16 protein-coding genes are annotated in these 19,700 nt (G+C 44.1%); 8 read left to right on the forward strand and 8 right to left on the reverse strand.

What is annotated here, in order from left to right; translation table 11 throughout:
- Together HW45_RS28400 and HW45_RS15675 are read left to right on the forward strand one after the other, a co-directional pair.
- Positions 1–2,785: ATP-binding protein (locus tag HW45_RS28400; RefSeq protein ID WP_081875838.1), on the forward strand; the 2,785-nt coding region annotated here is incomplete at its 5' end.
- A gap of 43 nt (positions 2,786–2,828) precedes the next feature.
- Complete coding sequence (locus HW45_RS15675) at positions 2,829–3,443, forward strand: response regulator transcription factor (protein WP_038228027.1); 615 nt, start codon at positions 2,829–2,831, stop codon at positions 3,441–3,443.
- Between the two features lie 240 nt (positions 3,444–3,683).
- Here the strand turns inward: HW45_RS15675 and HW45_RS15680 are convergent, their stop codons facing one another.
- Positions 3,684–5,264, reverse strand: coding sequence for a diaminopimelate decarboxylase family protein (locus tag HW45_RS15680; protein ID WP_038228028.1), 1,581 nt, complete (start codon positions 5,262–5,264; stop codon positions 3,684–3,686).
- Positions 5,265–5,702: 438 nt separating this feature from the next.
- Here HW45_RS15680 and HW45_RS15685 point away from each other — a divergent pair, with 438 nt between their 5' ends.
- The 6 genes from HW45_RS15685 (at position 5,703) to aphA (ending at position 12,910) form a co-directional block, all read left to right on the forward strand.
- Positions 5,703–7,079: an aldehyde dehydrogenase EutE gene (locus HW45_RS15685; RefSeq protein ID WP_038228030.1), complete on the forward strand. Its 1,377-nt coding sequence runs from the start codon at positions 5,703–5,705 to the stop codon at positions 7,077–7,079.
- A 565-nt stretch (positions 7,080–7,644) separates the two neighbouring features.
- Positions 7,645–8,730 carry an ABC transporter ATP-binding protein gene (locus HW45_RS15690; RefSeq protein WP_006071538.1) on the forward strand — a complete coding sequence of 362 codons (1,086 nt, stop codon included), beginning with the start codon at positions 7,645–7,647 and terminating at the stop codon, positions 8,728–8,730.
- A 19-nt stretch (positions 8,731–8,749) separates the two neighbouring features.
- On the forward strand, positions 8,750–9,808 hold the full coding sequence (locus HW45_RS15695) for an ABC transporter substrate-binding protein (protein ID WP_051868160.1): 1,059 nt from the start codon (positions 8,750–8,752) through the stop codon (positions 9,806–9,808).
- 95 nt (positions 9,809–9,903) lie between these two features.
- Positions 9,904–11,148, forward strand: a complete 1,245-nt coding sequence (locus HW45_RS15700; RefSeq protein ID WP_038228031.1) for an ABC transporter permease — start codon at positions 9,904–9,906, stop codon at positions 11,146–11,148.
- A gap of 4 nt (positions 11,149–11,152) precedes the next feature.
- Positions 11,153–12,004 carry an ABC transporter permease gene (locus HW45_RS15705; RefSeq protein ID WP_038228033.1) on the forward strand — a complete coding sequence of 284 codons (852 nt, stop codon included), beginning with the start codon at positions 11,153–11,155 and terminating at the stop codon, positions 12,002–12,004.
- A gap of 198 nt (positions 12,005–12,202) precedes the next feature.
- Positions 12,203–12,910: an acid phosphatase AphA gene (gene aphA / locus HW45_RS15710; protein ID WP_051868162.1), complete on the forward strand. Its 708-nt coding sequence runs from the start codon at positions 12,203–12,205 to the stop codon at positions 12,908–12,910.
- Between the two features lie 153 nt (positions 12,911–13,063).
- Here aphA and HW45_RS15715 read toward each other — a convergent pair whose 3' ends face one another.
- The 7 genes from HW45_RS15715 to HW45_RS15745 form a co-directional block, all read right to left on the reverse strand.
- Complete coding sequence (locus HW45_RS15715) at positions 13,064–14,035, reverse strand: LacI family DNA-binding transcriptional regulator (protein ID WP_006071543.1); 972 nt, start codon at positions 14,033–14,035, stop codon at positions 13,064–13,066.
- Positions 14,025–14,759 carry a copper homeostasis protein CutC gene (locus HW45_RS15720; RefSeq protein WP_038228035.1) on the reverse strand — a complete coding sequence of 245 codons (735 nt, stop codon included), beginning with the start codon at positions 14,757–14,759 and terminating at the stop codon, positions 14,025–14,027. Before HW45_RS15720 ends, HW45_RS15715 begins: the two co-directional genes overlap by 11 nt.
- A gap of 76 nt (positions 14,760–14,835) precedes the next feature.
- Positions 14,836–15,630, reverse strand: a complete 795-nt coding sequence (locus HW45_RS15725; RefSeq protein ID WP_006071545.1) for a transporter substrate-binding domain-containing protein — start codon at positions 15,628–15,630, stop codon at positions 14,836–14,838.
- Entirely contained in the window at positions 15,620–16,576 is a 957-nt protein-coding gene (locus HW45_RS15730) for a N(4)-(beta-N-acetylglucosaminyl)-L-asparaginase (RefSeq protein WP_038228037.1), read from the reverse strand. Before HW45_RS15730 ends, HW45_RS15725 begins: the two co-directional genes overlap by 11 nt.
- A complete protein-coding gene (locus tag HW45_RS15735; protein ID WP_038228039.1) occupies positions 16,576–17,310 on the reverse strand; it encodes an amino acid ABC transporter ATP-binding protein in 735 nt (244 codons plus the stop codon). Before HW45_RS15735 ends, HW45_RS15730 begins: the two co-directional genes overlap by 1 nt.
- A 10-nt stretch (positions 17,311–17,320) precedes the next feature.
- Positions 17,321–17,992, reverse strand: a complete 672-nt coding sequence (locus HW45_RS15740) for an amino acid ABC transporter permease (protein ID WP_038228041.1) — start codon at positions 17,990–17,992, stop codon at positions 17,321–17,323.
- 2 nt (positions 17,993–17,994) lie between these two features.
- The gene (locus HW45_RS15745) at positions 17,995–18,660 is read right to left on the reverse strand and encodes an amino acid ABC transporter permease (protein ID WP_231892939.1); all 666 of its coding nucleotides are present in this window, start codon (positions 18,658–18,660) and stop codon (positions 17,995–17,997) included.
- Positions 18,661–19,700 lie beyond the last annotated feature (1,040 nt).

Genomic DNA, 19,700 nt, shown 5'->3' on the forward strand with positions numbered 1-19,700 from the left:
ATATAAAGTCGATACATTAGAGAACAGTAGTACCTTTGTTAGATATAATAAGGCATTAAAAGATATACTAAAGTTATCTTCCTCTATAAAAAGAGAGTTTGGTTCTATCAATGATGCTTCGTTACGAAAGCTATCATCGGCACAAAAACTTCTTTCCAAAAGGGTGGTTCTTTCAGAACAGATTATACTGCTAGCAGAAAATGTGAACATAGCTCGACAAGCAGATCGAGACTTCTCTCTTTCTAATGACAGTACTTTACGTGATGATTACTCGTTTCTCGTTATGGATGTACTTACGAATATTGATAGTGATATTAATAATATTAAGGAACTAGTTATTGAGCAGGATGAAAAAGAGTTATTATTAGAGTTACAGCCAGTTATTAGAAAATACAATCGTGACTTCAGATACGTTTACGATATATCCAATGAAATTTCTACTATCTCAAAAAGAATGGTCTCAAGTGCAATTAGAATCGATTCTATATTGCTCTCCATGAGAGACGCTAGAGCTAAAGAAATGAAAGAGGCACGAGACCTAGCTAGTTTCATATCATTTGGTGGAGCAGTGTTCGTATTTTCAATCGCTCTTCTAGGTTACTTAGTTCGTAAAAGTGGCAATGAGTTACAGTCCTTAACAGAAGGTCTGAAGCGCTCTAATGATCGAGTGAGTAAAGCTGCTGAGGCAAAAACAAACTTCCTAGCTATGATGAGTCATGAAATTCGTACGCCTATGAATGCAATTATAGGGATGAGCTACCTTGCATTAGAAGGAAAACTGTCGATTAAAGAACGTGGTTACGTCGAAAAGGTACATAATTCGGCTAATCTACTTTTAGGGATTATAAATGATGTCCTTGACTTTTCTAAAATTGAAGCAGGGAAGGTTGTTATAGAGTCAATAGAGTTTTCTCTTTACAAAATGATAGATAGCTTTTCATCTATTATTCAGGAACGAGCGAAAGAGAAGAATCTTGAACTTTCAATAAATATAGATCATAAAGTTCCAAGAATGTTAGTTGGAGATCCTTTGCGTATCCATCAAATATTAATGAACCTGGGTTCGAATGCTATAAAGTTCACAGATACTGGCTCTGTATCTATCGATATAGATACTCTTGAAGGAAGTGGGGGTGATATCTTTCTGAAGATCTCTGTTAAAGACCAAGGGATTGGAATGAGTCAAAGTCAGATCGAGAATTTATATACTTCATTCACTCAAGCAGACAGCACTACGACTAGGAAATATGGTGGAACAGGGTTAGGCTTGGCGATTACAAAAAATCTCGTTGAGCTAATGAATGGAACAATTTCGGTAACTAGTGAGTTAGGAAATGGCTCGCAGTTTAACGTAATCTTGCCATTATCTTCCATGAATATGAATGAGAGTAAAGCTAAAACGTACGAAAAGTTAGTTTTAGTATCTGATGGTGAGTTGGATGTAGGCGGACTAGAAGCTGAGTTAAAGAAAGGTTTTTTCCGAACAGTCGAGAGTTTGAGTGACTACCGTAATATAAGTGACTATTCAAAGCTAGCTGATATCGAACCGATATTGTTCGTGTTTGTTGCTAACTCTGTTAATGACGCTTTTCTCGATTCATTAACGAGATGTTTGGAGAATTTGCAAAGTTCAAAGTCAAGCGTTTCAATTTTCGTCAATAACCTAAGTGAAATAGATCTAATTCTTAACTTCGATCATAGTGGTGAATTGTTTCATTATAATGAAACTTCAGTTAAAAAAGGTAATCTACTACCACTGCTATACAATTCGTTTGAAAAGAATCGATTCAATGTTTTTCAGTTTAAGAATGAGACATTCGAATCAGGAACCATATTTGGAGGCAGGGTTCTTGTAGTAGAAGATAATGCTATAAACCAGGAGTTGGTGATTGAAATACTTTCGAGACATAGCGTCGAGACGGTTTTAGCCGTAAATGGCATAGAAGCTATTGATATTCTTGAGTCTGACACGGAATTTGATGTTATTCTGATGGATTGTCAAATGCCACTATTAGATGGCTATGAAGCAACTAGGATTATAAAAAAAGAAATGGCTATTGATATTCCTGTGTTGGCTTTGACGGCTAATGTTTTACAATCTGACAGATTAAAGGCAAAGGCTAGTGGTATGGATGGTTTCATCAACAAGCCTATTGTTGTTGATGAAATGATTCATACATTAAGTGAGTGGATTGGTTCTTCGAAGTTTAGACACGTTGTAGATGAAGGTGCAGACAGTACCAATAGTACAGTTACAGAATCTAATGAATTTGGATTTTTGAAAGTTGAAGGCGTGAATCTAGAAAAAGGACTCTCGATATCAGGGAATAAACCAGAATTGTTCATGCGTTTGTTGACCAATTTTGCGAATCAATATGAAGATAAAGAAATTTTCTCTGATGATACTGAAGTATTTCAAATCAACGTTCATACGCTTAAAGGAGTGGCTGGAAATTTAGGATTTGAATCTATCTATGAGCTATGTTCTAAGATCGAAGACGATATGCCAAATACAAACCAGTTTCAAGTTGAATGTTTGAAATCAGAACTCGTTAGTCTTTGTGACTTAATAAATTCACAAAGTGTTATAGGAAAATCAAATCACTACCTTAAATTTGGTGACAACGAGATAACGGAAATCATCGATAATGCAAAGAGTTACAATATTGAAGCCATTGTTACATTAAATGGTACTTTAGGCGAGGCCATTATGTCAGAACTAAGTGATGAAGTTTCCAATGAGCTAAAAGCTGCTATAAAAACCTATGACTTTGATAAAATTTAGCAGATTCTCTCTGCTAGGTTTTTATAAGTACTAAAGAGTGTTTATGAAAGAAAATAAGAAAAAAATAGTAGTTGTAGACGATCACCCAGTTGTTGCAAAGGCAGTTGTCGATTGTATAAAGACTATATCGATAGACTTTGAAGTAATTAGCTTTACTAAAGCTGAACAAGCTCTCGTATACATTCGTTCTTCGATGGTTGACTTGGTCATTCTTGACGTGCAATTAGATGAAGGCGACGGATTTTCATTTTATCGTAGAATAAAATCTTCAGGATTTTCAGGAAAGCTTATTTTCTTCACTACGTTAGAGAATGAGTCTTATATTGAAACAGCAAGACGACTAGGCGCAGATGGATATTGTACAAAGTCAATGCCATTGGAGTCGTTACAGAATACGGTTATAAAAGTTCTTTATCAGAAGCATAGTATTGAAAAGCTAGGTGCACAAAAAATACACGAAATTAAACTATCTCAACGAGAAATGCTGGTTTTATCGTTCCTAATGGAAGGTTATAGCAATAAAGATGTCGCAGAAAAGCTCTTTTTGAGTCCGAAAACCATCAGTACGTATAAGCATCGTTTGCTTAAAAAACATGGAGTTTCCAACATAATAGACCTGATTAGGCTTAAAGATAATTTTTCATACAGCAGAAAGTGAGCTAACAACCTACAAATTGAAGACTTTGATAAGCTAACTGATGAATTTTCCTTCTCACTAGTAGTAACGTCGCTCTACAGACACTGTACTAGCTTGTTCGAGGTTAGAGTCTGCTCCAGATTGACCCTATTTATCTCCATTGGGGAGTCAATGTCTTGCGTGGCTTCAGACAAAAAAGCTCCCAACGGGAGCTTTCCAATTCTCAATTCAAACCACTAAGCCTAAAGCTCAGCAACCTGCTTATTTCGAATAACTCGGCGTTCTTGCCACGCGGCGTTTAGTTGCTGCCTTTTTACCAGCTGGCTTCGCCATTTTCTTCTCAATTTCAGCTTTTGCTTTTACAAAGCGCTCTGGAAGAATTTGCGTTGCGAATACATCTTCAACCGTTTCAGCGCGTTTGATGAGTTCCGCTTCGCCGTCTTTCACTAGCACCGTTGCTGGGCGTGGTAGTGAGTTGAACTGGCTCGCTTGAGACTCTGCGTAGTGACCGACATCCATAATCGCTAGCACGTCTTTTGGTTGTAGAGCTGGCATGCGCGCGCCGCTTTCCCAGATAGATGGGATACAGATTGGGCCTGCGATTTCAGTGGTTCTCTCTACCAATGGTTGGGTCATTTTGTTTGCTGGAAGAACTGGGTTCTTCGACTCTTGAGACTCGACTAATGTAGCTAGGTAAGTCGATGCATCAACCATGGTGTAGGTGTAATCCATCTCTTGATCGTCTTTCACAACGTATACCGACGTAAGTAGCGTGCCGATGTTACCTGCGATATAACGGCCAGGTTCTAGCCATAATTGTGGTACTTCGAAGCCTTCTTTAGTGAACTCTTCTAGCATGCCCGCACACACTACTTTTGCGTAGTCTTCGATGGTGTTTGGGTTCATCATGTGTTCTTTGCTACGACACTCAGGCTCACGCTCACGTGGCCAGCCGCCGCCTAGGTCAACTTGGAAAGGTTGAACGCCACACTCACGAGAGATTTCGATAATGTTGCGAGCGTATTCGCGGTATAGCGCATCCCAACCTTCAGGCTGTTTAGAGAAGCGGCCTAGGTGAGTGTGGAAACCGTAGAATTCGAAGGTGTCGATTTCTTTTACGCGGTTGACGATCTTTTTCGCTTCTTCTTTCAGCAAGCCGAATTTGATCCACTTCATCGCGCCGATAAAGTTAGGGAACGGGTAAGCATCTGGTTCGAAGTCATTGAAGAAATCTTCAGGGATTACTTTTAGACGAACCGCGATACGTACTTTTTCCGCTGGTTTCACTTCGCGAGCGATGCGCTCAACGATTTCAATCTCTTCGTAAGAATCTAGGTGAATCGCGTAGCCATATTCAATTGCTTTACGGATAGCAAGTTCAGGCTTAACGGTACCGTTTAGTGCGATGGTTTTTGGATCTGCGCCAGCAATGTATGTTGCTTCAACTTCACCTGGACCAAAGCAATCACCGCCGACGCCTTCTTCGTTACAGATAGCTCGAACCGCGAAGTTGGTATTTGACTTGATAGCAAACATAACGTTGACTGGTTTTGGCCAGTAGTTGCCAAACGCGTTTTTCACGCGGCGCAGATTGTTACGAAGCGTGTCTTCGCTCAACACGAACAGCGGGCTACCGTATTGCTCGATAAGATCTGTGGCTTTGCAACCACCAATCAATAAGTCGTCACCTTGAGTGGTTAGCTCGTCGGTTGGAGTCAGAATGTTCTCAAGACGCTCAGCATAGTTCTGGTTAGCTTTGTGCTCTGCTAGAAGCTGTTGCTGTGTCTCTAAAATAGTGCTCAGTTGCTTTACAGACTCTTCTAAAAGCGCTTGATTTTTCATATTCATTCCTCACGAAGTGTTCGTAATTGGGTATCGATTTGATGAACGCTAGTCTAGCTGGAGGTCAAAAATGCAGCATGTCACTGAGGGTCAATTTATTTTACACCTAGTGTTAACGTATTGAATTAATGTTGCTTTTGTCAGAAAGCAGATGTTGGGATTGGGCTGATAGGTTAACAAACTACGGTTGTGGGTGAACTAACGTATTGTTTGCTAAGAGGTGAAAGGTGATGAGGGGTTACGTAATGAGTCAAGTTATCGCTGTGGGTTATTTGCGTTAATGGGTCAAATAAGCTGACACCCAGTGACATCGTGTTGATGAGTGTCTGGGTTAAATTATAGCCATATTCGGTGAGGAATTAGCCTTACTAAACATGTCGAAAAGAACTGGCATAACGCCTAGCTCTTCACAATACCCAATTTTACGAGGTAATCACTATGTCTTTTGATATTAACAACGCTAAAGGTGTATTCGCGACAGTGGACGCTGCGATTGAAGCTACTCATAAAGCTCAACGAGAGTTCTACGTAAACTGTACCAAAGAAGGTCGTGAAGCCATCCTAACTGCTATTCGTGAAGCAGTATTAGCGCGTGCAGAAGACTTCGCAAAAATGGTTCGTGAAGAGACAAAACTGGGCCGTGTGGAAGACAAAATCGCTAAGCACCACCTTACGGCAATGAAAACGCCGGGTACGGAAGTACTAGATACTAAAGTATGGTCTGGTGACAATGGCATTTCTCTTGGTGAGCGCGCTCCTTATGGTGTTATCGGCGCGGTAACGCCTGTGACTAACCCAACAGAAACCATAGTGAACAATGCAATTTCGATGCTTGCTGGTGGTAACGCGGTTACGTTTAACGTTCACCCATCGTCTAAAGTGGTTTCTGCGGTGATGATTGACTTGCTAAACAAAACCATCGTAGAAGCAGGCGGTCCAGAAAACCTAGTGACTATGGTAAAAGAGCCAACTCTAGAAACACTAAACGAAATTGCTCAGTCACCACTGATCAATATGCTTGTGGGTACAGGTGGCCCTGGTCTTGTTAAGGCTATCCTACAATCTGGTAAGAAAGGTGTGGGTGCAGGCGCTGGTAACCCACCAGTAATCGTAGACGCTTCTGCTAACCTAGATCTAGCAGCGGCGGGCGTGTACGGCGGTGCCTCTTTCGATAACAACCTACTGTGTATTGGCGAGAAGGAAGTCTTCGTTGAAGAGGCCGTAGCAGATGCATTCCTTGATAAGCTAGAAGAAGTTGGCGCTTACGTGCTAACAGCAGAAGAAGCTGAGCAATTAACCGAGCAAATTCTGACGCTAGATGAGTTTGAAGGCGCGAAGCCGTGCACAGCCCATGAAATTGCTCGTGTTTGGCACCCAGTGAAAAAACACGTCGGTCAAGATGCAGGTGAAATCCTAAAGTCAATCGGTGTTGAGTCTGATACTCGCCTAGCAGTAATGCTGGTAGAAAACGACCACCCATTGGTTCACGTAGAGCAAATGATGCCAGTGCTTCCTGTGGTTATCTGTAAAGATATCGATGAAGCCATCGACCGCGCAGTGGCGGCTGAGCGTGCCAATAAGCACTCGGCATGTATCTACTCGGGTAACATCGAGAACGTGACTAAGTTTGGTGCTCGCATCAACACCACTATCTTTGCGCACAACGGCCCAACGCTATCTGGTGTGGGTTATAACGCAGAAGGAACGTCTACATTCACTATCGCGGGTCCAACGGGTGAGGGTATTACTAACGCATTGTCGTTTACTCGTGCTCGTCGTTTTGCTATCGCTCAAGGTGGTCTGCGTATCGTTTAATCGATGGTGTGATGACCCGTCCTGAGATGAGTTGAAAGCCGGAGCGTTAGCTTCGGCTTTTTTGTTTGATTGCCGCAGGAACGTTTCCTCTGAGAGACACGCGGGCAGTAGACATCGACGGCTTTAACCAGAATAACGCTGTCATTTTAGTAGGTTAACGATTTTATGAAGTCAATTTGAATACTGATTATGCCCATATTCCAATTAAGTACCACAATGTAACAGTGCTTGTAGCACGTTGATATTGCTAAATTTGTTCTAAGAAGGCGTGTTGATACGAAGATCAAATTTAACGACTGATCTATCAAATAAGCAGTTCCTTCCATTTATTTCTTTGATACTGATATTTTTATCTAGTAGACCTGCCTAATTCACACCTTCATTCGAGATGAGATTAATTTTTGTACAAATCGCAACATTTCGTAATCCCTCTTTATGTCTGAAAAACAAAGGATAAATCACACTTTCTAAAATTAAATGTTGCTCAGTTGTTAATCAAAACTAGGTTTTTGAATAGCGCTCAGTTTTTAAGGTTGAGCTTGAAGCAGAGGGATAGGCAGTAGAAATGGACAGTCGTTACGTACAATTCAAGAATGTAAAAAAGAGTTATGACAGACACAACTTTGTGGTGAAAGACTTTAGCCTCGACATCGCTAAAGGGGAGTTTGTGACACTGTTGGGGCCTTCTGGCTCTGGCAAAACTACATGCTTAATGATGCTCGCTGGGTTTGAAGATGTGACCAGCGGTGGGATAGAAGTCAACGGAGAACTCATCACTAACGTTGCGCCTTATCATCGCAACATCGGCATGGTATTTCAGCACTACGCATTATTCCCTCATATGACGGTGGCAGAAAACCTAGCTTATCCCCTTAATGTTCGCAAACTACCCAAAGAGCAAATCAAACAGAAGGTTCAAGAGTTTTTAAAGCTGGTGGAGCTCGAACACTTTGGTGACCGCTATCCGGGCCAGCTCTCTGGCGGTCAAAAGCAGCGTGTGGCACTGGCGCGTTCGCTGATTTTTGAGCCTTCGATTGTTCTTATGGATGAACCTTTAGGTGCATTGGATAAAAACCTTCGCGAGCAGATGCAATTTGAAATTAAGCGCTTGCACGAACAGTTAGGTTTTACCGCCATCTATGTTACCCATGATCAGACCGAAGCACTTACTATGTCTGACCGTATTGCAGTGTTTGAGGACGGTGTAGTTCAGCAGTGTGCGGATCCTTCTACGCTGTACGAGCGTCCAGCCAACGCGTTCGTCGCCGATTTTCTCGGCGAGAATAACCATCTTCCGGGGACTTTAACTAAAATTGACGGCGACCACGCTCATGTTGAATTGAGCGATGGGACTCAAGTCGTGGCGACCGCGATCAATGTTCCTGAAATTGGAGAGCGCTGTATGTTGGCAGTGCGCCCAGAAAACTTCTTTATCGGAGACAAGGACGAAGTGAACAGTAACCAAGTCTCCGCTACCTTTGTCACCCGATTGTACGTTGGTGACTTCATTCGTTACTTCTTTAAGTTGCAAGACGGCAGAGACGTGATGGTGAAGCTCCTCAATGACCAACAAGCACCGACCTTCAAGGCCGGTGATGTAGCCAGCCTAACGTGGTCCATTTCTGATGGGTTAGCGCTTGATCACCCTTAGTCAAGGAAAGAAAGGATATATGATGACGAAAATGAAAAAGTGGCTTCCTATTGCTCTTGCGCTTGGACTGAGCAACGCAGCAATGGCCGACCAACTAACGGCAGTGTCGTTTGGTGGTGCTTACGGCGATGCCCAAAAGAAACACATGCTTGATCCATTTACTGAGAGTACCGGACACAAGGTGCTGTCTGAAAACTATTCAGGCGGTATCGCAGAGCTTAAAGCCCAAGTAGAGAGTGGCAACGTGCTTTGGGATGTGATTGACGTTGAGGTTATCGACCTTGAGCGAGCTTGTTCAGAAGGATTGCTAGAAGTATTCCCAATGGATACCTTGCCTCCGGGTGATGATGGTACGCCAGCCAAAGATGACTTCAGCAAAGAGGCGCTCGCTAATGAGTGTGGGGTAGGTAACATCGTTTGGACTGTCCTTTTCGCTTACAACCACGACACCATTCAGGGTGGCAAACCAAACTCGATTCAAGATCTTTTCGACACCAAAACGTACCCTGGTAAACGTGCTTTTCGTAAGCGTCCTCAAGTGAACTTAGAGTGGGCATTACTGGCTGATGGCGTTGCTAAAGAAGATGTGTATGACGTGCTAAGTACCGATGAAGGCCAAAAACGCGCGTTCGCTAAACTCGATACCATCAAAGATGACATTGTCTGGTTCGACAGCTGGTCGCAAGCGCCTCAACTGCTTAACGACGGTGGCGCGGTCATGGTTCAGTCGGCGAATGGTCGCTTCTTCGATGCTATTCAACGTGAAGGCAAGCCGTTTGAAATGGTTTGGGATTCGCACGTTTACGATCTCGATGTTTGGGCGATTGTAAAAGGCACTAAAAAGAAAGCGTTAGCGGAAGAGTTCATTCGCTTTGCAACGGGCTCAAAACCACTGAGTGGTATGCCTGAAGTGGCGTATGGTCCAACTCGTAAATCCGCTTACCAGTATGTGGATCCTGCGGTTATTCCAAAACTGCCATCTTCTCACCTAGATGAAGGGGTGAAAGCATCGGGTGATTTCTGGGCTGATTATGGTGAAACACTGGGGGAGAAGTTCAACGAGTGGTTACTTCAATAGCCTCAATCCTATAAGCAAAAGTTGGGCTATCTAAAAGAATTAGATAGCCCATTTAATCGAGTTTTTAAGTGTTTAGATTCAAGGATGAAAACAGAATGGCGAGTGAAAATACGCTAACACTGACAGAGCTTTCTGAGAGTAAAAAGAAGCATCGCAGCAAACAGTTAATGCTGTTTTTGTTTACTTTGCCACTGCTGCTGTTTGTGTTTCTTTCCTTTTTAGCGCCGATCACCACCATGCTTTATCGCAGTGTTTATCATCCGACGGTTGCTCAATTGGTACCAAACACCTTAGAGGCGATGGCATCTTGGGATGAGTCAACCGGAGCCATGCCGCCTGATGATGTTATTCAGGTATTCACGTTAGAGCTTCATGGACTGGCACAGGAACGCCGTTCCGGAAAGTTGGCCGAGGAAATCAATCGCTCACTGCCGGGCTCTTCAAGTCTTATCAAATCCACGGCACGAAAAATCAAAAGAATGCCGATCGAAGAACTGCGTCTCGAAGGCACCGATATTCTATTAGATAAACATAAAAAGTGGCGCTCCCCCGATGTGTGGGTAGCGATTAAAGTATCGGGTAACAAATGGACAGAGCGTTACTATTTAACGGCGCTGGATCTGAAAAAGTCATTGCAAGGCGACATCGAAGCCAGAGACACAAAAATCTATATCAAACTGTACTGGAAAAGCTTGAAAATCGCCCTGTACATTACTTTGCTTACCGCGATTATTGCGTTTCCCTTGTCTTACTATTTATCTACAGCCTCTCCGAGCAAAGCCAATAAACTACTGGTGTTTGTGTTGTTGCCGTTTTGGACCTCATTATTGGTTCGAACCACATCATGGATTGCGCTTTTGCAAACCAACGGGGTAGTGAACAGCACCTTAAAGACGATAGGCATTATTGATGAGCCTCTTGACCTGTTATACACCGAGTTTTCGACCATCATTTCGATGACTCACATTTTGCTGCCTTTTATGATTTTGCCGCTCTACAGCGTAATGAAGAACATAGACCCAAGCTATTATCGTGCAGCGCTGTCTCTGGGTTCTAAACCCATGCCTGCGTTCTTTAAAATCTATTTCCCAATGACATTACCTGGCTTAAGTGCAGGGGCGCTACTGGTGTTTATTATTTCCATTGGTTACTACATTACACCTGCGCTGGTCGGGGGCACGGACGGGCAAATGATCAGTAATATCATTGCGTTCCATATGCAGTCATCCAATAACTGGGAGTTAGCAGCAGCACTAGGCAGCTTGCTACTGGTTCTGATTCTAGCGCTCTATTGGTTATATGACCGCTGGGTAGGCGTGAACAACATTAAGTTAGGTTAACAGTATGAAGAGATTTCCAAGCTATTTTACGCCTCTGCAAAAACTGGGCTCACTGTCTCTTTCTGCTAGTGCGTATTTGACTCTGTTTTTTTTGATGATGCCGATTTTGGTGATCATCCCACTATCATTTAACGCCGAGCCCTATTTCAGCTTTACACCAGGGATGCTGGCATTTGAAAAAGAGGCCTATTCGCTCGAGTGGTACGCTGAGATTTGGCACGACGATAACTGGCTGCTCGCCATCAAAAACAGTTTTTTGATAGGTATTTGCGCCACGATTATCGCCACAGTATTAGGGACATTGGCCGCAATAGGGCTAAGTAATTCAGCGATGCCAATGCAGCGCATCATAATGGCGATCTTGTTGTCTCCGATGATTGTGCCTTTGATTATTACCGCTGCGGGTATGTTTTTCTTCTATACCCAACTCAACTTGGCGGGTACGTTCTGGGGGGTGGTGATTGCACACGCAGCTCTAGGGACGCCATTCGTGATCATCACGGTGAACGCGGCATTAGCTGGCTTTGATTATTCGCTTGTGCAAGCCTCGCTGGGAATGGGCGCAAGACCGGTTTATACCTTCGTTAAGATCATTATGCCGCTAATCAGGCCAGGAGTGATTTCGGGGGCGTTGTTTGCTTTTGTGACCTCGTTTGATGAAGTAGTAGTCGCGCTATTTTTGGCAGGACCGGAGCAAAAAACAATTCCGAGACAGATGTTCTCGGGACTAAGAGAGCAAATCAATCCAACCATACTGGCCGTTGCTACCTTATTGGTCGTCTTATCGGCTATCTTGTTGTTTACCATTGAATATTTGCGCGCCAGATCGGAGCGCATCAAGGTCAATAGTTGGTAATCCATTTCTATCGCAGTCTATCTTTGAACGATAGGCTGTTGTCTCTTTACCTTGCTTTCTTAATCTTGTTTTGTGTGTTGATTTTGGGTCTGTACTTGCTTGAAAATTGTGAATTATCTTTAACTTTCAGAACGATAGCGGCGGGTGTACCGTAGTTGGGTTTTTCGTTTGTTTAATCCAAGTATCAAGGACCCTAAGATGAACATTAAAAGTTCGCTGAAGCTTATTACTCTCTCTGTACTTCTTGCCTCTCCACTGTCATTCGCTAAAGTCTACACCACCACCGATATGCAGGCTGTCAGCCATCAAGCGCCACAAATGGAAGTCTATAAAGACATCAATTGGGTGTCAGTATCTGACATTCAGAAGCAGCTTCCTGACCATCCAATTACTGTCGGTTTGGATATCGACGACACCATGCTGTTCTCTTCACCGGTGTTCTATCGCGGCCAGCAAAAATACTCTCCGGGCTCGAATGCGTATCTTAAGAGCCAAGACTTCTGGAACGAAGCAAGCACAGGCTGGGATGATTTCTCACTACCTAAGCATTCAGCGCTTGCCCTAGTAAACATGCACCTAGCACACGGTGACACTATTTACTTCATCACGGGTCGTAACGCTCCAGAAGGTAAAGAGACATTAACCAGCACCATTCGCCATCTGTTCCCTAAAGATCGCCGTGACCAAATTAAACCTGTGGTCTTCGCTGGTGGCTTAGAAAAAGAGAAACAACTCAAACAAGCTGGTGTTGAGCAATACTACGGTGACTCAGATTCCGATATCACTAGCTCAATGCATGTGGGCATCAAAGCAATCCGTTTCCTTCGCAACGAACAGTCAACCTATGTCCCTATGCCTCAAGCAGGCAAATACGGAGAGCCTGTTTTGATTGGCTCTAACTACTAGTTAGTCACACTCAAACAAAAGGGCGCAGCCAATAGCCGCGCCCTCAAACACTTAGTCTTCTTGTATATCGTCCTCAAAGGCGCCCGTCCTGCCCCCGAGCAGGAATCTACTCAAAGCGCCTACCGCCCTCAAGTGTGGCACTCAATCCCAATCTCAATGACAATTAAAAAAGTTACGAATGTACTTTTCACCAGAGAGATTCTCCTTATCCGACGATAAGGAAATCAACTCCAACACAATATCAATCAGCTCTTCCTTTGAATAACCAATACTTGGGAATTGGTAAGAGCCAAAATGAGAGAAGAAAGTATTATCAAACCCAATGATTACTGGGCGGTCATCTTGGTTACCAAAGCTGTCCACCGCTGCCATCGCCATGGCATCAGAGGTACAAATCACACCGTTGTTTGGTTGAACAATGTCGTTTGAATTGCCGATGAGGTACTGCTTCGCCTCATTGTACTTGTAATTGCAATAGGCGATGTTTTTCAAAGAGATATCGTGGCGTTCGAGGTTGTCTTGGTAGAGAGCAAGTCGGCGTTCTTCAACGGCAGAGCTTTGTCGTCCGGCAAGTAAATGAACTTCTTTAACGCCGGATTGAACTGCATAATTCACCGCATCCTGAATGGCCTGTTCTTCGTCGAGTAACACCGACCATGTATTGTCCCAGTTTTGCCCGTTAAGGTTAATCACTCGCGGAGTAAGAAACAGCTTTGGCATGTCTTTAGGTTCAATGAGATCCGAGAAAATGATCGCCGCGTCTACGCGATGAACGAACGCGTTGTCGGTAATTGATGCAATATCCTGCTCGGTTTTGATGCGAATGAAGATTGGCAGCTTGCCTATTGATTGCAGTCCTCGTAGTAAATGATCAAATAGTTCAAGGTCGCTCAAATCACTAATGTGGTTGACCACAATGGCGACGAGTCCAGTGGTATTACTATTCAAACTTTGCGCGAAGGGATTCATGACGTAACCGAGCTCTTCGGCGGCTTGCAACACGCGCTGCTTTTTTACTTCAGATATGGGTTTTTTCTCTTTCGAAAAAGCTCGAGAAGCAACCGCTTTTGATACGCCTGCTCGGTCTGCTACATCCTGCAATGTAGGTAGCGTCTTAGTACTCATTCACAAATAACCTCACGATTTTCTTCACTTTATCATAGTCTGTTACCGAGACCCAATCATCGCAACTTTCTGTTCCCATGGAGATTTGTGAGGACTGTTGAATCATATTACTAGGGCGCTGACCTTTACCAGAAAGGTGCAGCTCGGTGATGCCTGTGTCAGCCAGTGAAAGCGCATTGCTGTCGTTTACACCAGAGCCCGCCATAATGGATAGGCGACCCTGAGCGGTGTCGACTAACTGTTTAATCATCGCTTTACCTTCTGGCGCAGTCGGCTGGAGACCTGAAGTCAAAATTCTTTCAATCGGGTAATGGCAGAGGAGCTCTAAACTCTCTATCGGGTTGGAAACTAAATCAAATGCGCGATGAAAAGTGATTCCGATACCTTGAGCTGCGTTTGTCCATCTACGCAGGGCATCTTCGTTGATGGTAGCGTCGGGATTCAGTGCACCAATAACGACGCCATCAACGCCAAGCAACTTGTAGCTGAGTATTTCCTGCTCCATAAAGTGGATTTCTTCTTCACTGAAGACAAAGTCACCATCACGAGGGCGAATCATCACGTAAATAGGAATGGAGGAAACCGCGACAGCCTGAGTTATTAATCCTAATGAAGGCGTTAGACCACCCAGTGACAGAGCGCTACACAATTCGATTCGGTCGGCGCCTGCCTCGACGGCAGTGTGCAGTGATTCAATATTATCGATACAGACTTCAATTTTCATACAGCTCGCTCATTGAAACTTATGGAAAGATAGAGAGGAAAAAAGGCCCGGGGGAAAGGGCCTTTGAGTTATCGGTTTACCAAGTACCCGCTAGTTTAGGTGGGTTAGCATCCGCACCCCACCATTTGTGGTAAGACGCTTCATAAGCACCAGAGTTAATGTAGTCAGAGACAAACATATCCATCCAGCGTAAGTACTCGGCGTCGCCTTTTCTAACACCAATAGCGATAGGGTCATTAGAGTGTAAGCCTGGCAGAGTCACAAGATTTGGGTTGTTAGTGGCTAGGTAATCAATTAGAGAGCTGTCTTCGATACCCGCATCTACACGGCCTTGACGAAGTAACAATACACCGTCTGGCGCGAAGTTATCGGTATAAACCAATTCAGCTTCTGGTACTTCACGTTTCAAAAAGGCTTCACCTGTAGAACCGCGGCCTACAACAACGCGTTTGCCTGCAAGATCCTGCAGTGAATTAATATCTTGGTCTTTTTGATGAACAATACGAAGACCAGCACGTGCGTAAGGAATGGAGAAATTCACCGATTTAGCACGTTCCAATGTCGCTGACATGTTACCAATGACCGCATCTAGTTGGTCAGAAAACAGCATTGAAACACGAGCGTCACCATGTACATCAGTGAAGCGTGCCTCAACGCCAAGTTTTTCTGCTAGGCGTTTCGCTAGATCAACGTCATAACCTGCTGGGTTATTCTTTTGATCACGGAATCCGATAGGTTCGCCACCAAGTGATACACCGATTTTGATGTAGCCGCGCTCTCGAATGTCTTCGAGTTTGCCAGCAAACGCTGAGGTGGAGCTGATTGCGAGTGCACTTGCCAATATAGTGGCAACCAATGCCTTAAATTTCATTGTGGTTCTCCATTTCATTTCGTTTATCCATATAGCGTCTTTCCGCTATTCTTTGTTCAGGTTTACTCATTCCAGATTTGTAAACCCAGTATTTGATGTCCTCTTCACATCCAAAATTGATTACTCGGTAGTTGTCATCTTTGTCGATCGCATGAATGACAACGCCAGACAAAAAGCCTGTTCTAAGCGAATTTAATTCTTCAATGGCCATATCCACCGCTTGATCGAGCGAAAAGCCAAGACGCATCGCCATTACAATGGAGTAGGAGGTATTGGCTCTGATGGTCATTTCGCCAGTATGAGTACAGGCCGCCGCGCCATATCGGCTATCGGCATAAAAGCCAGCGCCGACAATAGGTGAGTCGCCAAGGCGCCCTGGGTATTTCCATGCCCATCCTGAGGTGCTAGTGGCTGCATAAATGCTGTCTGTACTGTCTTTGGTGAGAAAGACGGTGGTATCACGGACTTTCTCTGGGTCGGTGATCATTGAGTTGAGATGAGCAAGCGGACGAGTCGACATATCAGGGTTATCTTCGCCAGTGATTTCTTGAAGCTTCTTAAACCACACCTCTTTAGAGTCTTCTAGAAGAGGGTTAGGGCACTCAAAACCCATTTCATAGGCAAAGCGTGTCGCACCTTCACCTACGAGGATCTCGTGGTTCAGCTCTTCCATCACCTTTTTGGCAATGCGCGTGACATGAAAATGATCTTTGACGGCCCCAACGGCACCGGTTCGAAGCGTGTTGCCGTCCATTACCGCACCGTCAAATTCCATATCACCCAATAGGTTAGGCCAGCCACCGTAACCAACACTGCGAATTCTTGGTTCTGCTTCGACTTTTTCAATACCACAAATGATCGCATCGAGACCATTGTCGCCGTTATTAAGCATACTTACCGTGTCGTCGATTCCCGGCCAGGCTTCTGAATTTGATAATACAATCATTACTTGCTATCCATTTTCTCTAAAAATCGTCTAATTCTTTCGTCTTGCTTACCGCCCTCATCGGAGAAGAAAGCCTCTTTGTCCATATCAGCTCTTACGACCCCTTCGTCGAGGAAAACAATGCGATTGGAGATCTTTTTCGCGAAGGCAATTTCGTGAGTGACAAAGATTAATGTTGTGCCTGATTTGGCAAGGTCAGCGAGCACGTCAAGCACCTCTGAGGTCATCTCTGGATCAAGTGCACTGGTTACTTCGTCTAGTAGCAAACACTCCGGCTTCATCGCTAGAGCGCGACAAATACCGATACGCTGTTTTTGTCCGCCAGAGAGTTGAGCTGGGAAGCTGGTCTCTTTGTCCGCTAAATCAACAAGCTGCAACAGTTCTCGCGCGGTGCTTTCAGCTTGCTCTTTGCTTTGCCCTAGCACTTCAATAGGTGCGAGGGTGATGTTGTCTAAAATGCTCAAATGCGGGTAAAGGTTAAAGTGCTGGAACACCGTCGACACTGACGTGCGGATCTTTTGTAATTCCGCTTTGTTGGAGACAGAGAGGTCGCGGAAAGTGATGTCACCGTCATTAATCGCTTCTAGCCCGTTGATACAGCGCAGCAGGGTAGATTTTCCAGAGCCACTTGCACCTAAAATAGAGACCACATCGCCTTGCTCAATATTTAGGCTGACCCCTTTTAATATGTCGTTGCTTCCAAACGACTTCTTTACGTTGTTAATTGAAATCATGGGGTTCACCTTATGCTAAAGACCAAGTTTGATGTTTTCGTAAGTAGAGCTCGAGCTTTCTGCCCAGCTTGGAGATGGCCATCGACATGGCGAAGTAGGTCAGCCCGATGACAGGCCAAACAATAAATGGCTGCCACGTACGTTGGTTCAAAATGGCGCCGACTTTGGTAATGTCCATCACCCCGATAACGGAGACCAGTGACGTTACCTGAAGTTGGTTCACCGCAAGACCGACGAGTGGCGCAATGGCAACTAGCAGTGCTTGAGGCGTGATGATTTTCTTCAAAATTACCATCTCAGAGATGCCAAACGAGCGTGCAGCTTCAATCTGACCTTTATCAACCGCTGCCATTGCGGTAACAATAATGACGGAGACAAATGCAGCCGTATTGCCTGTCAGCGTGATTGTGGCGGCTAGTTCCGCCGACATGTCCATGGAGAGGAAAATCGGCAGGCCGAAGTAGATCAAGAACAGCTGAACCAAAACTGGGGAGTTTTTAAGAAACTCGCTCACAAAAACAGAAAGCTGGCTCAAGAGAGGGAATCGATAGTGACGAAAGAGCGCGAGCCCTAAACCTAACAAACCGCCAAACAAGCTAGAAACCAAGAACACCTTTAACGACACGCTGATGCCACTAAGCAGAACAATAAGGTCATAGGGGACAAATTCATTACTAGACATTGCTATGCTCCCGCTTCAGAAAATCGATTTAGTCGCTTATGCGCTAAAGTGATAAGAATGGATAAGATGTACGTCAGCACGCAGTAGAACAGTAATAAGAAGAAGTAGACTTCAAACGGTCTAAACGTTTCCGCCGCAATGATTTTTGCGGTTCCTGTGAGTTCGTTAAGTGTTACTGTCGATAAAATAGAGGTGGTCAAAATTAGGTTCACGAAGATCGAACCTAACGGTTTGATCGAGTTACGCAACGCGATAGGAAGAATGATCTTTCTATAGATAGTTAAGCGTTTTAAGCCGAAAGATTGGGCGGCTTCGATCACGTCTCGATCGACCTGTTGAACTGCTGCGCGCAGAACGTCAGCACAATAAGCACCAACTGCAATAGAAAGCGCCAACACTCCCGTGGTGTAGGGATCAATGAAAATGCGTAATTCAGGTAAGCCATAAAAAATAAAGAACACCTGCACAATAAAAGGAATGTTCCTAAATATATTTATGTAGGTATAGCCTGTCTTAGACAGTACTTTTGACTGACTAATACACGCAAACATCACCAGCAAACCAATACAAAAACTACCAATAATAGAAGCGACGCTAATACTAGCGGTTATCGCAAATCCTTCTATAAACGAGTCTAAGTATCGATACATTATCGAGATATCAAACACGGAAGCTCCTTCTAATTGAAACTAGTTTCAATTTACGTGCTGATTCTTTTTTAAGCAATGCAATTTAGTTAAAATTGAAACCGGTATCACATTGTTAATAACAACATGCTTAATTAGAGATTTTCTGGTCTAGAAGGCATAAATGAGGATGTTTTTCATACTAGAAATTGCTTCAAGTGCACGTCATTCCTGCCGTCGAGCAGGGTCTAATTACCATGTCTCGCTTATGCTAGAGAGCCCTGTTCTTAAATCTTCCACAATTAAATATTCCGTCAGTAGACACCCCGTCATTCCTGCCTCCGAGCAGGAATCTACTCCCAACGCACATCGAACTCACTGTTTTACTCCATTCAAACAGTTTCAACACTGCTCAAACACTCGTAGAACAAGGCAGGGGAGTCACTTGTAGCAGGAGATTTCCTTTTTCAAGGAAATGACGGGTTACTTGAACTTTCGAGCACTCTCCGCCCTCAAACACACCGTCATTCCTGCCTCCGAGCAGGAATCTACTCACAACGCACACCGAACTCACTGTTGTAGTCCATTCAAACAGTTTCAACACAGCTCAAACATTCGTTTTCTTTTTGAGAACAAGGTAGGGGAGTCACTTGTGGCAGAAGGTTTCCTTTTTCAAGGAAATGACGGGTTATTTGAATTTCTTAGCACTCTCCGTCCTCAACCACCCCGTCATTCCTGCCTCCGAGCAGGAATCTACTCCCAGCGCACACCGACGTCACCGTTATACTCCACTCAAACAGTTTCAACACTGCTCAAACATTCGTTTTCTTTATGAGAACAAGGTAGGGTAGTCACTTGTGGCAGGAGATTCCCTTTTTCGAGGAAATGACGGGTTATTTGAATTTTTGAGCACTTTCCGTCCTCAAACACACCGTCATTCCTGCCTCCGAGCAGGAATCTACTCTCAGCGCGCACCAAGCCTTAATGTGAGGTCATTCAGACACTTTCAATACAGCTCAATTGCTCGATTTCCTCTCGAGAAGAAGCAGGGGTAGTCACTAGTGGCAGGAGATTTCCTTTTT

Origin of the sequence: Vibrio sp. ER1A, from assembly GCF_000733315.1 — a bacterium.
Classification (GTDB): domain Bacteria; phylum Pseudomonadota; class Gammaproteobacteria; order Enterobacterales; family Vibrionaceae; genus Vibrio; species Vibrio mediterranei.

Coding starts and splice junctions, on each gene's coding strand:
- HW45_RS15675 (WP_038228027.1), top strand. CDS start 2,829: ATGAAAGAAAATAAGAAAAAAATAGTAGTTGTAGACGATCACCCAGTT.
- HW45_RS15680 (WP_038228028.1), bottom strand. CDS start 5,264: ATGAAAAATCAAGCGCTTTTAGAAGAGTCTGTAAAGCAACTGAGCACT.
- HW45_RS15685 (WP_038228030.1), top strand. CDS start 5,703: ATGTCTTTTGATATTAACAACGCTAAAGGTGTATTCGCGACAGTGGAC.
- HW45_RS15690 (WP_006071538.1), top strand. CDS start 7,645: ATGGACAGTCGTTACGTACAATTCAAGAATGTAAAAAAGAGTTATGAC.
- HW45_RS15695 (WP_051868160.1), top strand. CDS start 8,750: ATGATGACGAAAATGAAAAAGTGGCTTCCTATTGCTCTTGCGCTTGGA.
- HW45_RS15700 (WP_038228031.1), top strand. CDS start 9,904: ATGGCGAGTGAAAATACGCTAACACTGACAGAGCTTTCTGAGAGTAAA.
- HW45_RS15705 (WP_038228033.1), top strand. CDS start 11,153: ATGAAGAGATTTCCAAGCTATTTTACGCCTCTGCAAAAACTGGGCTCA.
- aphA (WP_051868162.1), top strand. CDS start 12,203: ATGAACATTAAAAGTTCGCTGAAGCTTATTACTCTCTCTGTACTTCTT.
- HW45_RS15715 (WP_006071543.1), bottom strand. CDS start 14,035: ATGAGTACTAAGACGCTACCTACATTGCAGGATGTAGCAGACCGAGCA.
- HW45_RS15720 (WP_038228035.1), bottom strand. CDS start 14,759: ATGAAAATTGAAGTCTGTATCGATAATATTGAATCACTGCACACTGCC.
- HW45_RS15725 (WP_006071545.1), bottom strand. CDS start 15,630: ATGAAATTTAAGGCATTGGTTGCCACTATATTGGCAAGTGCACTCGCA.
- HW45_RS15730 (WP_038228037.1), bottom strand. CDS start 16,576: ATGATTGTATTATCAAATTCAGAAGCCTGGCCGGGAATCGACGACACG.
- HW45_RS15735 (WP_038228039.1), bottom strand. CDS start 17,310: ATGATTTCAATTAACAACGTAAAGAAGTCGTTTGGAAGCAACGACATA.
- HW45_RS15740 (WP_038228041.1), bottom strand. CDS start 17,992: ATGTCTAGTAATGAATTTGTCCCCTATGACCTTATTGTTCTGCTTAGT.